The 14,759-nt window shown below is 68.7% G+C and carries 14 protein-coding genes; 10 read left to right on the top strand and 4 right to left on the bottom strand.

Annotated elements, in window-relative coordinates; all coding sequences use genetic code 11:
- Positions 1 to 67: 67 nt before the first annotated feature.
- From AC2D10_RS06670 to AC2D10_RS06655, 4 genes are read right to left on the bottom strand one after another with little or no spacing between them, the layout of a single operon-like run.
- Positions 68 to 838: an ABC transporter ATP-binding protein gene (locus AC2D10_RS06670; RefSeq protein ID WP_484711234.1), complete on the bottom strand. Its 771-nt coding sequence runs from the start codon at positions 836 to 838 to the stop codon at positions 68 to 70.
- Positions 835 to 1,800 (bottom strand): ABC transporter ATP-binding protein, encoded by a 966-nt coding sequence (locus AC2D10_RS06665; protein WP_484711826.1) that lies wholly within the window; start codon positions 1,798 to 1,800, stop codon positions 835 to 837. The genes AC2D10_RS06670 and AC2D10_RS06665 overlap by 4 nt, the downstream gene beginning before the upstream one ends.
- Before the next feature lie 49 nt (positions 1,801 to 1,849).
- Positions 1,850 to 2,827 carry a branched-chain amino acid ABC transporter permease gene (locus AC2D10_RS06660; RefSeq protein WP_484711232.1) on the bottom strand — a complete coding sequence of 326 codons (978 nt, stop codon included), beginning with the start codon at positions 2,825 to 2,827 and terminating at the stop codon, positions 1,850 to 1,852.
- A 5-nt stretch (positions 2,828 to 2,832) separates the two neighbouring features.
- Positions 2,833 to 4,140 (bottom strand): branched-chain amino acid ABC transporter permease, encoded by a 1,308-nt coding sequence (locus tag AC2D10_RS06655; RefSeq protein ID WP_484711230.1) that lies wholly within the window; start codon positions 4,138 to 4,140, stop codon positions 2,833 to 2,835.
- A gap of 292 nt (positions 4,141 to 4,432) precedes the next feature.
- On the opposite strand from AC2D10_RS06655, the gene guaB reads away from it, so the two are divergent.
- The 10 genes from guaB to AC2D10_RS06605 all read left to right on the top strand — a co-directional run bounded on the left by guaB (position 4,433) and on the right by AC2D10_RS06605 (position 14,746).
- Complete coding sequence (gene guaB, locus AC2D10_RS06650) at positions 4,433 to 5,938, top strand: IMP dehydrogenase (RefSeq protein ID WP_484711228.1); 1,506 nt, start codon at positions 4,433 to 4,435, stop codon at positions 5,936 to 5,938.
- A gap of 33 nt (positions 5,939 to 5,971) precedes the next feature.
- The gene (locus AC2D10_RS06645) at positions 5,972 to 6,286 is read left to right on the top strand and encodes a DUF2277 domain-containing protein (protein ID WP_484711227.1); all 315 of its coding nucleotides are present in this window, start codon (positions 5,972 to 5,974) and stop codon (positions 6,284 to 6,286) included.
- A gap of 163 nt (positions 6,287 to 6,449) precedes the next feature.
- Positions 6,450 to 7,493, top strand: a complete 1,044-nt coding sequence (locus AC2D10_RS06640) for a PIG-L deacetylase family protein (protein WP_484711225.1) — start codon at positions 6,450 to 6,452, stop codon at positions 7,491 to 7,493.
- Positions 7,493 to 8,482 carry an ATP-grasp domain-containing protein gene (locus tag AC2D10_RS06635; protein ID WP_484711224.1) on the top strand — a complete coding sequence of 330 codons (990 nt, stop codon included), beginning with the start codon at positions 7,493 to 7,495 and terminating at the stop codon, positions 8,480 to 8,482. The genes AC2D10_RS06640 and AC2D10_RS06635 overlap by 1 nt, the downstream gene beginning before the upstream one ends.
- Complete coding sequence (locus AC2D10_RS06630) at positions 8,479 to 9,195, top strand: PHP domain-containing protein (protein WP_484711222.1); 717 nt, start codon at positions 8,479 to 8,481, stop codon at positions 9,193 to 9,195. The genes AC2D10_RS06635 and AC2D10_RS06630 overlap by 4 nt, the downstream gene beginning before the upstream one ends.
- Positions 9,195 to 10,682: a glycosyltransferase family 2 protein gene (locus AC2D10_RS06625; RefSeq protein WP_484711825.1), complete on the top strand. Its 1,488-nt coding sequence runs from the start codon at positions 9,195 to 9,197 to the stop codon at positions 10,680 to 10,682. The genes AC2D10_RS06630 and AC2D10_RS06625 overlap by 1 nt, the downstream gene beginning before the upstream one ends.
- On the top strand, positions 10,679 to 10,828 hold the full coding sequence (locus tag AC2D10_RS06620; protein ID WP_484711221.1) for a hypothetical protein: 150 nt from the start codon (positions 10,679 to 10,681) through the stop codon (positions 10,826 to 10,828). Before AC2D10_RS06625 ends, AC2D10_RS06620 begins: the two co-directional genes overlap by 4 nt.
- Complete coding sequence (locus tag AC2D10_RS06615; protein ID WP_484711220.1) at positions 10,825 to 11,172, top strand: response regulator; 348 nt, start codon at positions 10,825 to 10,827, stop codon at positions 11,170 to 11,172. Before AC2D10_RS06620 ends, AC2D10_RS06615 begins: the two co-directional genes overlap by 4 nt.
- The gene (locus tag AC2D10_RS06610) at positions 11,169 to 12,962 is read left to right on the top strand and encodes a PAS domain-containing sensor histidine kinase (protein ID WP_484711219.1); all 1,794 of its coding nucleotides are present in this window, start codon (positions 11,169 to 11,171) and stop codon (positions 12,960 to 12,962) included. Before AC2D10_RS06615 ends, AC2D10_RS06610 begins: the two co-directional genes overlap by 4 nt.
- 95 nt (positions 12,963 to 13,057) lie before the next feature.
- On the top strand, positions 13,058 to 14,746 hold the full coding sequence (locus tag AC2D10_RS06605; protein ID WP_484711218.1) for an ABC-F family ATP-binding cassette domain-containing protein: 1,689 nt from the start codon (positions 13,058 to 13,060) through the stop codon (positions 14,744 to 14,746).
- The last annotated feature ends 13 nt before the right edge of the window (positions 14,747 to 14,759 follow it).

Here is a 14,759-nt window from a genome sequence, read left to right as displayed (position 1 = left end):
GCGTGTTGTGACCCCTGCCACACAGCAGAGGGGCGGATGCCGCAGCATCCGCCCCTCTGCGTCCGGCTCAGGCGGCGTCGGTGCCGAGCGTGCCGAGGTACAGCCCGATGACCTTGGGGTCGTTCAGCAGGTCGCGCCCGGTGCCCTCGTATGCGTCCTTGCCCTGATCGAGCACGTATCCGCGGTCGCAGATCTGCAGGCAGCGTCGCGCGTTCTGCTCGACCATGATCGTGGTCACGCCCGCCTTGTTGATGTCGGAGACGCGGATGAACGCGTCGTCCTGGCGCACGGGCGAGAGTCCTGCGGACGGCTCGTCGAGCAGCAGCACCGACGGGTCCATCATCAGTGCCCGCGACATCGCCACCATCTGGCGCTCACCGCCCGAGAGCGAGCCCGCGCGCTGCTTGAGGCGCTTGCCGAGCTCCGCGAAGATACCGGTGACGAAGTCCAGCCGCTCGGCGTAGATCTTCGGGTTCTGGTAGAGCCCCATCTGCAGGTTCTCCTCGATGGAGAGCGACGGGAACACGTTGTTGGTCTGCGGCACGAAGGCGACCCCGCGCTTGACGAGCTTGTCGGCCTTGAGGCCCACGATGCTCTCGCCGTTGAGCGTGATGCCACCGCTGCGTACGTTGACCATGCCGAACATCGCCTTGAGCAGCGTCGATTTTCCGGCGCCGTTCGGGCCGATGATGCCGATCAGCTCGCCCTTGCGCGCGACGAGGTTCGCACCGTTGAGGATGTTCACTCCGGGGAGATACCCGGCGTGCACGTCCTTCAGCTCGACGACGACGTCATCGGTCGACGCGGCCGCGGATGATGCCGTGGTGTCGGCGCTCATGCGGTGCCCTTCTGATCGGTGTCGGTGGTGGACGTCGCCTCGAGTTCGGCTTCGGCCTCGGCCTCGATCTGCTCGCGGAGCCGACGGGCGGCGGAGTCCTCGACCACGGGGATGCGGCCGGTGACCGCGCCCAGGTCGACGTCCTGATGCGCGCCCAGGTAGGCGTCGATCACGGCGGGGTCCTCCATGACCTGGTCGGGCGGGCCCTCGGCGACGACACGGCCCTCGGCCATGACGACCACCCAGTCGGCGATGTGACGGACCATGTGCATGTCGTGCTCGACGAACAGCACCGTCATCCCGAGCCCCTTGAGGTCGAGGATGTGGTCGAGCAGCGACTGCGTGAGCGCCGGGTTGACGCCGGCCATCGGCTCATCGAGCATCACCAGCGTCGGGTCGCTCATGAGCGCCCTGGCCATCTCGAGGAGCTTGCGCTGGCCGCCCGAGAGCGATGCCGCGAAGTCCTTCTCCTTGGCGTCGAGCTTGAAGCGGGCGAGCAGCTCGCGCGCCTTGCCCTCGATCTCGGTGTCCTGTGCGCGCCACAGGAACGGGAACAGGCTCGCCCAGAATCCCTCGCCGCGCTGGTGGGGGGCGCCGAGCTTCATGTTCTCGAGCACCGTCAGCAGCGACAGCGACTTGGTCAGCTGGAACGTGCGCACCTGACCCATCCGCGCCACTTTGAACGAGGGGACGCCGGCGAGGTTCGCACCGTCGAACGACCAGGTGCCGCTGTTGGGCTTGTCGAAGCCGCACAGCAGGTTGAACAGCGTCGTCTTGCCGGCGCCGTTCGGGCCGATCAGGGCCGTGATGGCCCCGCGGGGGATCTCGAGGTGGTCGACGTCGACGGCGGTGAGACCGCCGAAACGCCGCTGCACCGAGTCGGCGACCAGGATCGGATCGACCTTGGCGACGCCGGGCTTCACCTCGCCCTTGGTCAGACCGGTGGTCTTGGGGCGGCGGATGCTGCCCGTCCTCGGCCCTTCGGCAGGCTCAGGGACCGTGTTGGTGGGTTCACTTGACAAAGGTCATCTCCCTCTTGTCTCCGAGGATTCCCTGCGGGCGGAAGATCACGAGCAGCATCAGGGCGACGCCGACGAAGATGAACACGAGCGTCGAGGCCTGGGTGTCGGACATCGGCAGGACGCCGGCCTTGGCCATCGACGGCAGCAGGTTCGCCATGAACGCGAAGACGACCCAGAACAGGATCGCTCCCAGTGTCGGTCCGAGGACCGTGGCCGCGCCGCCCAGGAGCAGCACCGTCCACAGGAAGAACGTCAGCGAGGTCGAGTAGCTGCCGGGGACGACCGCCGAGGGGAGGACGAACACGATGCCGCCCGCCGCGCCGATCACGCCACCGACGACCAGCGCCTGCATCTTGTACGCGAAGACGTTCTTGCCGAGCGAGCGCACGGCGTCCTCGTCTTCGCGGATGCCCTTGAGCACACGTCCCCAGGGGCTGCGCATGAGCGCCCATACCAGCAGCACGGCGACGATCAGCACGATCAGGCCGAACACGCGGTTCCACAGATCGTTCGCGCTGTACGTCCACGGGCCGAACCCGTAGGTGCCCGGAGGGAACGGGTTCGCATCACGGAAGCTGCCGTTGTACTGCGCGAGGCCGTCGGCGCTGTTGGTGAACTCGTCGAAGAGCTGGGTGGTGAACAGCAGGCGCACGATCTCACCGGCCGCGATGGTCGCGATGGCGAGATAGTCGGCGCGCAGCCGCAGGGTGGGGATGCCGAGCAGCACCGCGAAGAGCGCGCCGCCGATCAGGCCGATCAGCATGCCGATCCACCAGGGGAGCCCGAAGCTGAGCACCGAGATGGCGTAGCCGTAACCGCCGATGGCCATGAACGCCGCCATGCCGAAGTTCAGCAGGCCCGCGTAGCCGAAGTGCACGGCCAGTCCGGTCGCCGCCAGCGCGTACGCCAGGGTGACGGGGCTGAACAGGTAGACGGCGGTGTTCGAGAAGATGCTTCCGAAGTCCATGGTGATCAGCCCAACCTTTCCCTGCGTCCGAGCAGTCCCTGCGGTCTGACCAGAAGGATGACGATGAGGACGACCAGCGCGCTCGCGTACTTCAGGTCGGACGGGATCCACAGTGTCGAGATCTCGACCGCGATGCCGACGATGAGCGAGCCGACGAGAGCGCCGAACGCGGTGCCGAGACCTCCGAGGGTGATCGCGGCGAAGATGAGCAGCAGCATCTGCATGCCCATGTCCCACTTCACACCGGGGCGGAAGTACGCCCACAGGATGCCGGAGATCGCGGCGAGCGTTCCGGAGAGGATCCAGACGTACCGTACGACCTTGTCGACGTCGATGCCGGATGCCGCGGCCAGCTGCGGGTTGTCCGAGATGGCGCGCGTGGCCTTGCCGATGCGGGTGCGTGTGAGGAAGAAGGCCACACCCAGGATGACGACGATGCTGACGCCCATCGCGATCATGTCGATGTACGACAGCGAGATCGGCCCGAACTGGATCGGTGTCGGACTGGAGCCAGGGAGCTGCCGCGTTCCGCCGCCGATGAAGTACTGGAAGAGGTAGCGCAGCGCGAGCGAGAGGCCGATGCTGACGATCATCAGCTGCACGACACCGAGACCGCGTCGGCGCAGCGGACGCCACAGGCCGGCGTCGAGCGCCCAGCCGAAGAGACCGCCGCCGATCACCGCCGCAGCGATGCCGAGCCACAGGGGCATGTTCCAGAACGTCGTGGTGACCAGCGCCACCAGCCCGCCCCAGGTGACCATCTCGGCGTGCGCGAAGTTCGACAGGCGGGTCGTGCCGTAGATCAGCGCGGCGCCCATCGACGCGAGCGCCAGCAGCAGACCGAAGTTCAGGCCGCCCACCAGGCGCGAGGCCAGCTGATCGATGAACGACACCGTGATGCGCTCGCCCTCACCGAGGAAGAGGTTCATGATCTTCGTGCCGGTCAGTCCGAACTCGACGTCGAACGACGCGGTCGTGCCCGAGATCGGCTGCGTGCCCGGAGGCAGCAGGGTCGCATCGACGATCACCCCGTCGGGGAGGGTCGTCTCGTCGACGGTGAGGGTGTACGTGTCCTTCTCGGGAACGTACAGACGCCATTTGCCCTCGGGGTCTGTCTCGGTCTCTCCCTTGAAGCCGTTGCCCTCGATCGTCATGACGACGCCGTCGACTGCTTGGTCATCGAACGTGATGACGCCGGCGAAGTAGAAGTCCGTGACCTCTTGACCGTCATCCGTCGTCTCTGCCGACGCCGGTGCCGGCGGTTGCAGAAGGAACGCGGAGAGCGCGATCAGGATGCCGAGGAACGCGACCAACCAAGGTCGCTTTCTCTGCACGGCGAGTGTTGTGGGTCCCACGCAACCTCCACTGTGAGTGCCTTCATCGCGGTATCGGGTCGACCGCGGTGAGGATGACGAATTTGAGCGTAGTGTGCGATCGGCGATTCTCCTACATATGCCGACAGACCTGGGGTGTGCGGATGCTGGCCGGGGAATGTTCTCGCGCGTGTCTCGCTTAGAATCTGTATACGGGTTCCGGCCCGTATCGGACGACGTCGACCGACTCACTCGCACTCGGAATCGCGCGACCCGCGCAGGAGGAGCCCCCATGGAACAGCACGACCCCTTCGGTTTCGTCGGACTGACGTACGACGACGTGCTGCTGCTGCCGGGGCACACCGACGTCATCCCCAGCGAGGCCGACACGTCGTCGCGCGTGACCCGCCGTATCTCGGTCGCCACGCCGCTGCTGTCGAGCGCGATGGACACCGTCACCGAGGCCCGCATGGCCATCGCCATGGCGCGCGAGGGCGGCATCGGCATCCTGCATCGCAACCTGTCGATCGCCGACCAGGCCTCGCAGGTCGACCGCGTCAAGCGCAGCGAGTCGGGCATGATCACCGACCCGATCACGACGAACCCCGACGCCACCGTCGAAGAGGTCGACGCGCTGTGCGCCCAGTACCGCATCTCCGGCCTGCCGGTCGTCGGTCCCGACGGCCACCTGGTGGGCATCATCACCAACCGCGACATGCGCTTCGTCTCGGGCTTCGAGCGTCAGACCACGTTCGTGAAGGACGTCATGACGTCTGAGGGCCTCGTGACCGCTCCGGTCGGCGTCGCCGCGGGCGAGGTCATCGCCCTGTTCGCGAAGCACCGCGTCGAGAAGCTGCCCCTGATCGACGACGACGGCAAGCTGGCCGGTCTCATCACCATCAAGGACTTCGACAAGAGCGAGAAGTATCCGCTCGCCACCAAGGACGACCAGGGCCGCCTGCGCGTCGGCGCGGCCATCGGCTTCTTCGGCGACGCGTGGGAGCGCGCTGAGGCGCTGCGCGACGCGGGTGTCGACGTGCTCGTCGTCGACACCGCCAACGGGCAGTCGCAGGGCGTCATCGACCTGGTCACCCGCCTCAAGGCCGACGAGAGCTTCGCGCACATCGACATCATCGGCGGCAACGTCGCCACCCGCGAGGGAGCCCAGGCGCTCATCGACGCCGGCGTCGACGCGGTGAAGGTCGGCGTGGGCCCCGGATCCATCTGCACCACCCGCGTCGTCGCCGGCGTGGGCGTGCCGCAGGTCACCGCGGTCTACGAGGCCTCTCTCGCCGCACGCCCGGCCGGCGTGCCGGTGATCGCCGACGGCGGTCTGCAGTACTCGGGCGACATCGCGAAGGCGCTCGTCGCCGGGGCCGACGCCGTGATGCTCGGCTCGCTGCTCGCCGGAACCGACGAGTCGCCGGGTGAGATCGTGTTCCAGTCGGGCAAGCAGTTCAAGCAGTACCGCGGCATGGGTTCGCTCGGTGCGATGCAGACCCGCGGCAAGCAGACCTCGTACTCGAAGGACCGCTACTTCCAGGCCGACGTGCCCAGCGACGACAAGCTCATCCCCGAGGGCATCGAGGGTCAGGTGCCCTACCGCGGTCCGCTCTCGGCCGTCGCGTACCAGCTGGTCGGCGGGCTCCGTCAGTCGATGTTCTACGTCGGCGCGCGCACCATCGACGAGCTCAAGGAACGCGGCAAGTTCGTGCGCATCACCTCGGCCGGTCTCAAGGAATCGCACCCGCACGACGTGCAGATCGTCGTCGAGGCACCGAACTACAACAAGAAGTAGTCGCCCGGCGTCGACAGGCCTACCCTGGCAGGCATGTGCCGCAACATCCTGCCGCTGAACAACCTCGAACCGGCCGCGACCGACGAGGAATGCCATGACGCCGCGCTGCAGTTCGTGCGCAAGATCGCGGGGACGACGAAACCGTCGAGGGTCAACCAGGCGGTGTTCGATCGCGCCGTCGCCGAGATCGAGCGCGCGACCCGTCAGCTGATCGACGACCTCGTGACCAGCGCACCCCCGAAGCGCCGTGAGGACGAGGCCGAGAAGCGGCGCGCGCGCTCGGCCGAGCGCTACGAGGCGATCCGGGTGTTCCAGGAGCAGAAGCGGGCGGCGCGGGCGGGATCCTGAACATCGCTGGTATGCCAGTATTTAGGAAAACCCCGCTGTAAAGAAAAACCCCGCTGTAAAGAAGAACTCGCTCGACTTTCCCTCGAGCTCCTGGTGTTGAAGGGCACCGCGAGCATGCCGGCCTCACCGCCGGGAGGGAAGTTCCCCAAGGAGAGCTGCACACATGCTGGAGGATGCTCCCCGCGTTCTCGTCGTCGATGACGACCCCGACGTCGCCCTGCTCGTGAAGACCGTGCTCGAACGGCGCGCCGGCTGTACCGTCGACGTCGCCGGCGACGGTCAGAGCGCCATCGACCGCGTCGCCGTCGCGCGTCCCGACGTCGTCGTGACCGACATCGAGATGCCCGGGCTCAATGGCCTCGAGCTGCTCGCCGAACTGCGCCGCACCGTGCCGACCGTGCCGGTGATCGTGATGACCGCGCACGTCTCGGTGGACTACGCGGTGTCAGCGCTGCGGGCTCAGGCCGACGAGTTCCTGACCAAGCCGCTCGACAACGCCAAGCTCGTCGAGGCCGTCCTGCGCCTCGTCGAGGAAGGCCGGCGACGCCGCGCGGCGAGTGGCCCGAAGAACATCGTGCTCGCGATCGGCGCGCACCCCGACGATGTCGAGATCGGCGTCGGCGGTCTGCTCGCCGCGCACGCGCAGGCCGGCGACGACCTCACGATCCTCACGCTCTCGCGCGGCTCGCGCGGGGGAGACGCCGACAGCAGGCAGAGCGAGTCGCTCGCCTCGGCCGAGATTCTCGGCGCCCGGCTCTTTCTCAAAGACCTCGTCGACACCGAGATCTCGGGCGGCGGCGGCACCGTGCGCCTGATCGAGGATGTCGTGCGCGAGGTCCAGCCGACCATCGTCTACACGCACTCGCAGAACGACCGGCATCAGGACCACCGCGCGGTCAGCGAGGCCACGATCGTCGCCACGCGCCGCGTCGGCACCGTCGCCTGCTACCAGAGCCCCTCGTCGACGATCGACTACCGGCCGACGCGGTTCGTGCGCATCGACCAGTACCTCCCCGACAAGCTGCGGCTGCTGGAGTGCTTCCGGTCGCAGACTGCGAACCGCGACTACCTCGAGCCCTCGTTCGTGAGCGCCACCGCGCGTTACTGGTCGCGCTTCGGCGGAGGAGTGGCCGTAGAGCCGCTCGAAGTGATTCGCGAGACAGCAGAGTTCGTCGGTGCGCACGAACTCTCCAGACGGGAGAGCTGATGACGCAGCGTGTGCTGGTGACCGGAGCCGGGGGACCGGCCGGTGTGGCGGTCATCCGCTCACTGCTGCGGAGGGCCGACCTGACGGTTTTCGCCGCCGACATGGACGGCTGGGCGGCGGGAATCTACCTCGTGCCCGCCGAGCAGCGCCGGCTCGTGCCGCCGGGGCGCGATGACGACTTCGTTCCCGCTCTGGCGCGTCTGGTGCAGGAAGACGCCCTGGACCTGGTCATCTCGACGGTCGACGTCGAGCTGATCGCACTCGCCTCCCGCCGCGAGGAACTCGCCCCGGCGATCCTGGCCGCCCCGTCGGCCGAGACGCTGCACACCGCGCTCGACAAGCTGACCCTGGCGCAGCGCTGCGAGCCGACCGGCTACGCGGCGCGCACCGTGCTCGCCGGCCCCGAGGCGCTGGCCGTCGACTGGGAGTTCCCGGTGTTCGCCAAGCCCCGTCAGGGCGCCGGCAGCCGCGGAGTGCGCCTCGTGCCCGACCGCGCCGCGCTCGAGGCCCTACCGCTCGACGAGGACCTGATCGTGCAGGATTACCTGCCCGGCGAGGAGTACTCGGTCGACGTGATCGCTGACGCACAGGGCACCGTAGTCGCCGCCGTTCCGCGCACCCGCGCCCGTGTGGACTCCGGAGTCGCGATCGCGGGTCGCACGGTCCGCGACCCCGAGCTCGAGAGCACCGCCTCATCGCTCGCGCAGGCGATCGGCCTCGTCGGCGTCGCCAACGTGCAACTGCGCCGCGATCGCTCGGGCCGTGCCGTGCTGCTCGAGATCAACCCGCGCTTTCCCGGTGCGCTGCCGCTGACCATCGCCGCCGGCGTCGACATCCCGTCGCTCGTGGTCGATCTGTTCCTGGGGCGCGAGCTCCCCGCGAAGGTGCCGTTCCGCGAGGTCGCGTCGGTGCGCTTCCTCGAGGACATCATCGTCGAGGTCGACGACGTGCTGGTCTCGGAGCATGCGGGGCATCAGGAGGAATCGTGACGTCTGCAGTGCTGAGCGGCGATCACCACGTGCATTCGACGTTCTCGGATGACGCGGTCTCGACCCTCGAAGAGAACGTCGCAGCCGCGTCGGCCGCAGGCCTGACCACGCTGCGACTCGTCGACCACGTGCGTCAGAGCACGACCTGGGTGCCGGAGTACGTCAGCGCGGTGCGCGCTCTCGCGGTGCCCGCAGGGCTCACGGTGCTCACGGGCGTGGAGGCGAAGATCCTCACCGCCGCGGGCGACCTCGACATCCCGGTGCTGCCTGCGGGCATCGATCGCATCCTGATCGCGGATCATCAGTTTCCCGGCGTCGACGCACCGCTCGGACCGACGGCGGTGCGCGAACGCATCGCCGACGGTTGGGCTCCGGATGACGTGCTGGATCAGCTCGTCGGTGCGCTGATCGACGCGATGCGGCGGCACCCCGGCAATCAGCTCGCGCACTGCTTCTCGATCCTGCCGAAGATCGGCCTCTCGGAGAGCCTGCTCGGCGCGGAGCGCGTCGAGGCGTGGGCGCGGGCCGCCGCGGCATCCGATACCCTCGTCGAGGTCAACGAGAAGTGGGGCTGCCCCGAGCCGGCGACGCTGCGCGCACTGCGCGCGGCGGGCGCGACCGTCGTCGCCTCCACCGACAGCCATGTCGCGAGCGATGTCGGGCGTTACGACCGCGTCCCGGCACTGCTGGCCGCTGCGGAGGAGGACGCATGATGGCGGATCTGACCTGGCTGCAGACGGTCGTGGTCGTGCTGTTGCTGATCTGCGTGTTCGTGGGCACACTGCCCGTGGTCAACACCGGGCTGCAGTTCCTCTCGCTGCCGCTGCACGCGTTCCGCAACCACTACGGCAAGGCCGCGCCGTACCACCCGAATGTCGCCGTGCTCATTCCGTCGTGGAACGAGGGGATGGTGATCGGGCCCGCGATCGAGCGACTGCTGCAGCTCGAGTACCCGGCCGAGCGGCTGCGCGTCTTCGTGATCGACGACGCCTCGACCGACGACACCCCCGAGCTGCTCGCCGCCAAGATGGCGGCCCACCCCGGGCGCGTGCACCACCTGCGTCGTGACGTCGGCGGTCAGGGCAAGGCGCACACGCTCAACCACGGACTCGACATCGTGCTCGCGGACGAGTGGACCGAGGCCGTGCTGATCATGGACGCCGACGTCATCTTCGCGCGCGACTCGCTGCGCAAGCTCAGCCGACACCTTGCGGACGAGAAGGTCGGTGCCGTCACGGCGTACATCGCCGAGGGCAGCCGCGACCGCAACTACCTCACGCGCTTCATCGCCATCGAGTACGTCATCGGACAGCTCTCGGCACGGCGCACGCAGAACGTCGCGGGAGCCATCGCGTGCCTCGCCGGGGGAGCGCAGCTGCACTCCCGCGCGAACCTCGAGGCGATCGGCGGGCGCATCCCCACCGGCACCCTCGCCGAAGACACCATGACCACGTTCGAGGGGCAGCTGAAGGGTCGGCAGATGGTCTTCGAGCCGCATGCCGTCGTGCTCGCCGAAGAGCCCCGTACGATCGACAGCCTCTGGAAGCAGCGGCTGCGCTGGGCGCGCGGCAACGTGCAGCTCACCTCGATCTACCGCAAGCTGTGGTTCCGCCCGAGCCGCGTGCACAACCTCGGCAGCTTCGCGTTCGGGCTCGCCTGGTTCACGATCCTGCTGCTGCCGGCGTTCATGCTGGTGGCCGCCGCAGGCATGCTGACGCTGCTGCTCCTGCACAGCGAGATCGCCGAGTTCGTGTTCCGCTTCATGTGGATCTCGGCCGCGTGCATCTACCTCTTCTCGATGCTGTACGCCGTGCAGCTCGACAGACGCATCGGACGGCAGTCCTGGCGCGAGGCGCTGATGTTCCCCGGGCTCGGCGCCCTCATCCTGATGGCGATCGCGCTGTTCCCGTGGCTCTTCGAAGACGGATTGACAGGACTCGGTCTCGCCATCACCGACGAGAACCGGTTCATCTGGGCCGTCATCTTCTACCTCTGGGGCCCGATCTCGATGGCCGGGATCTGGCTGGCGCGCGCGGTGGAGCCGCTGCCCGCCGGTCGCTTCTTCGCCGGACTGCTGCTGTACGTCTGCGGCTACGGCTCGCTGCTGTGCGCCATCACGGCGGACTCGTACATCAAGGAGTGGCGTCACGCCGACGCCGCATGGATCAAGACCGAGAAGATCGGACGGGTCGACTCATGACCGAGACGCCCATGCCCTCGCACGACGCGGAGGTCGAGGAGATCGCCGCGGACCTGCGGCGTGAACGCCGGCTGGTGCCGGAAGCCCTGATCGCTCTCGGCATCGTCGTGGTGATCGTGATCGTGCGAGAGCTGTTCCTGCAGTGACGTCCCTCCCCCTCGCCCTCATCGTGGAGGACAGCGCCGACCAGAACGCGCTGCTGCGGCGGTATCTGCAGCGCGAGGGGTTCGAGGTGTTCGCCACGGCCGACGCGGAGGCCGCGATCGCAGCGTTCCCCGACATCGATCCCGTGGTCGCCGTGATCGATCTGCTGCTGCCCGGGATTTCGGGCCAGGAGTGCGCACGGCTCATCGGCGAGCGGTTCCCGGAGTGCTTCCTCGTGATCAGCTCGGTGCTCGACGCGAAGGACTACCCGCCGGCGGACGCCGCGCTGCCCAAGCCCATCACGGGCGCGGGGCTGCACGCCGTGCTGGAGTCGGTGCCCCGATGAACGCGGCGACTCCGCTCGATCGGGCCGAGAACCGCTGGTACCAGCTCTTCGACAACCCGAGTCCGCTGCTGAAGCAGGCGCCCACGACCGCAGCCATCCTGGTTGCGGCGGCCGTGGCGTGGCTGAACGCCGACCTGCCCTTCACGCAGGGCTTCGCGGCCCTCGCCGGCGTTCTCGTGGTGCTCGGGGCGACGGTGCAGGCGGCGGCGCTCAGCATCATGCGCGTGTACGAGGGCTGGGCGGTGCTGCTCATCCCGATGATCGACATCCTCGGACTCGGGCTTTTCCGCGCGGGAACCGGCGGGGCGACATCCATCTTCGGTTCGCTGGTGCTGCTTCCGGTGGTGTGGATCGCTGCGGCCCCTGGCATCCGCTACGTCTTCGTGGTCGGCGGCTTGACCTCGATCGCCCTGCTCATGCCCTACTTCGTGAGCCCGCCGGAGACCTCGGTCGAGTGGCTGCGGGGCGTCGTCGGCCCTCTCGTGTTCTCGGCCATGGCGGCTGTCGTGAACGAGCTGTCGCGGCAGCAGAGAGTGCGCGCGGAGCAGGCGGAGAAGCTCGTCGCCGAACGCACGGCCGCGCTCTCAGACAACGTCGAGATGATCGTGCAGCTGCGCGAGAAGGAGCACCAGTACCGCTCGCTGGTCGATTCGTATGAGGGGCTCTGGGCCTCGATCACAGCGCAGGCGGTCATCGGCACCGATCGCGACGGGAACATCACCGCCTGGAACCCCGGCGCCGAGCGCCTGCTCGGACTCACATACGCCGAGGCGATGGCGGGCGTGCGGGTGGACCGCTTCTTCCCCGACACCGTGCTCACGATGCTCGAGGCCGACTGCCCCGCGGCCGGCACGACGTCGCAGGACAGCGAGCTCGCCCGCGGGGTGAAGGCGCTGTTCGCGGCGGTCGACGCCGAGCAGATGGTCGACGGCGACCTGTCGATCCGCACGGCGGGCGGAACCACCGTGCCCGCGCGTGTGACGGTCACCCCGAACAAAGATGCCTCCGGCGCGCAGCAGGGGTATCTGTTCGTCGTCACGGACGAGAGCCGCGCGGTCGAGGTCGCGCGTATGAAGGACCAGTTCGTCGGCATGATCTCGCATGAACTGCGCACGCCGCTGAGCGCGATCATCGGATTCCTCGACCTGCTGCAGAACGATCCGGGTCAGCCACTGAGTGAAGACCAGCAGGAGTTCGTCGGCATCATCGAACGCAACGCGCAGCGACTGCTGAATCTCGTCGGCGACCTGCTCTTCACGGCGCAGGTCGAGTCCGGCCGCTTCCCGCTCGATCGCGCCGATGCCGACATCGCCGAGATCGTGCGCTCGGCGGTGACGTCGGCCGGGCCGCACGCGCAGCGCGAGGGCATCACGCTCACCGCAGAGGTGCCCGACGCGTCGATGCGTCTGCTGATCGATCCGGGCCGCATCGGCCAGGCGATCGACAACCTGCTCTCGAACGCGATCAAGTTCACGCCCGCGGGCGGCAGCGTCACGGCGCGGGTGCACGCCGTCGACGGGGGCGTCGAGCTCGCGGTGCGCGACACCGGCGTGGGCATTCCCGCCGACGAGCAGGGGATGCTGTTCACCCGATTCTTCCGCGCCTCGACGGCCACGCAGAACGCGGTTCCCGGGGTGGGGCTGGGCCTCACCATCACGCGGGCGATCGTGACGGCCCACGGCGGGTCGATGGACATGACCAGCGAGGTCGGGGTGGGCACGGAGTTCCGCGTCTCGCTGCCGTCCGCCCCGCGCACGGAAGCGCTCACGGCGCTGCGCGTGCCGGAGTAGCCCTCCCGCCGTCATCACGCGGCGGGCGGGGCGCGGGTCCGGCGACTGATATTCTGGTCGGCTCGCCAGTCGCGGGCGGAAGGACGGCTCGCACAGTGGGCTACATCGATGTCTCCGGAATCTCGCTGACCCTGCCCGACGGCAGACCGCTGCTCGACGATGCGACGTTCCGCGTCCCGCACGGATCGACGAGCGCGTTGATCGGCCCGAACGGCGCGGGCAAGACCACGATGCTGCGGATCATCCGCGGCGATCAGACAGCGGACGACGGCGTCGTGACGATCGACGGCGGGCTCGGCGTCATGGACCAGTTCGTCGGACACGGTGAGCCGGGCCAGACGGTGCATGAGTTGCTCGTGCACGTCGCACCGCGTCGGACCCGAGCTGCGGCCGAGGCGCTCGACGCGGCCGAGAACGCGCTGATCGACCGCGACGAGCACGACACCCAGATGGCGTACGCCTCGGCCATCGCCGAGTACGCCGACGCGGGCGGCTACGAGCACGAGACCGTCTGGGATCAGTGCACCGTGGCGGCGCTGGGCGTGCCGTTCGAGCGCGCCCGCTACCGCGAGCTGAGCACGCTCTCGGGCGGCGAGCAGAAGCGACTCGCCCTGGAGGCGCTGCTGCGCGGCCCCGACGAGGTGCTGCTGCTCGATGAGCCCGACAACTACCTCGACGTGCCGGCCAAGCGCTGGCTCGAGGTGCAGCTGCGTCAGTCGCCCAAGACCGTGCTGCTCGTCTCGCACGATCGCGAGCTGCTCGCCCGGGCCGCCGACCGGCTCATCACGCTCGAACCCGGCGGCGCCGGGGCATCGGCCTGGGTGCACGGCGGCGGGTTCGCCACGTATCACCAGGCCAGGTCGGATCGGATGGACCGACTCGACGAGCTGCGCCGCCGGTGGGACGAGCAGCACGAGAAGCTGCGCACCCTCGTGGCGAACCTCAAGGTGAAGGCCTCGGCCAACGACGGCTTCGCCTCGCGCTATCAGGCCGCTCAGACGCGACTGCGCAAGTTCGAAGAGGCGGGTCCGCCCGAGGAGCGCCCGCCGTCGCAGGATTTCGACATGCGGCTGCGCGGGGCACGCACCGGCAAACGGGCCGTCGTCACCACCCGGCTCGAGCTGACAGGGCTCATGAGGCCCTTCGACGCGGAGGTCTGGTACGGGGATCGCGTCGCCGTGCTCGGCTCGAACGGGTCGGGCAAGTCGCACTTCCTGCGCCTGCTCGCCCGGGGCGGGAGCGACCCTGACCCCTCGCTCGGGCACCTGACCGCGGCGGGGGAGCAGGTTCACCCGGTCGCGCACACGGGCCAGGCGGTGCTCGGCGCGCGGGTCGTTCCCGGGCTGTTCGCGCAGACGCACGCGCACCCCGAGTTCGTGGGGCGCACGCTGCTCGACATCCTGCATCGAGGCGATGACCGGCGCGATGGGCTGCCCCGCGATGCGGCGAGCTCCGCGCTCGACCGCTACGGCCTGGTCCGTCAGGCGCAGCAGACCTTCGAGTCGCTGTCGGGCGGACAGCAGGCGCGGTTCCAGGTGCTGCTGCTCGAACTCTCGGGGGCCACGCTGCTGCTGCTCGACGAGCCGACCGACAACCTCGACCTCGAGTCCGCCGAGGCGCTCGAGCAGGCCCTGGTCCGGTTCGAGGGCACGGTGCTGGCGGTGACCCACGACCGCTGGTTCGCCCGGTCGTTCGACCGCTTCCTGGTGTTCGGCGCCGACGGAGAGGTGTACGAGTCCGACGAGCCGGTCTGGGACGAGCGCCGGGTGGTGCGGGCGCGCTGAGGGAGGTGCCGGC

The sequence above is a fragment of the Microbacterium sp. PI-SA-G genome, assembly GCF_057215335.1.
Note: the sequence above shows the minus strand (reverse complement) of the source record. Positions and strands in the feature narration are given on the sequence as shown.

Excerpts from the sequence above, each read along its gene's own strand:
- AC2D10_RS06670 (WP_484711234.1), bottom strand. The coding sequence starts at position 838 with ATGAGCGCCGACACCACGGCATCATCCGCGGCCGCGTCGACCGATGAC.
- AC2D10_RS06660 (WP_484711232.1), bottom strand. The coding sequence starts at position 2,827 with ATGGACTTCGGAAGCATCTTCTCGAACACCGCCGTCTACCTGTTCAGC.
- guaB (WP_484711228.1), top strand. The coding sequence starts at position 4,433 with ATGGAACAGCACGACCCCTTCGGTTTCGTCGGACTGACGTACGACGAC.
- AC2D10_RS06645 (WP_484711227.1), top strand. The coding sequence starts at position 5,972 with ATGTGCCGCAACATCCTGCCGCTGAACAACCTCGAACCGGCCGCGACC.
- AC2D10_RS06640 (WP_484711225.1), top strand. The coding sequence starts at position 6,450 with ATGCTGGAGGATGCTCCCCGCGTTCTCGTCGTCGATGACGACCCCGAC.
- AC2D10_RS06635 (WP_484711224.1), top strand. The coding sequence starts at position 7,493 with ATGACGCAGCGTGTGCTGGTGACCGGAGCCGGGGGACCGGCCGGTGTG.
- AC2D10_RS06625 (WP_484711825.1), top strand. The coding sequence starts at position 9,195 with ATGGCGGATCTGACCTGGCTGCAGACGGTCGTGGTCGTGCTGTTGCTG.
- AC2D10_RS06620 (WP_484711221.1), top strand. The coding sequence starts at position 10,679 with ATGACCGAGACGCCCATGCCCTCGCACGACGCGGAGGTCGAGGAGATC.
- AC2D10_RS06610 (WP_484711219.1), top strand. The coding sequence starts at position 11,169 with ATGAACGCGGCGACTCCGCTCGATCGGGCCGAGAACCGCTGGTACCAG.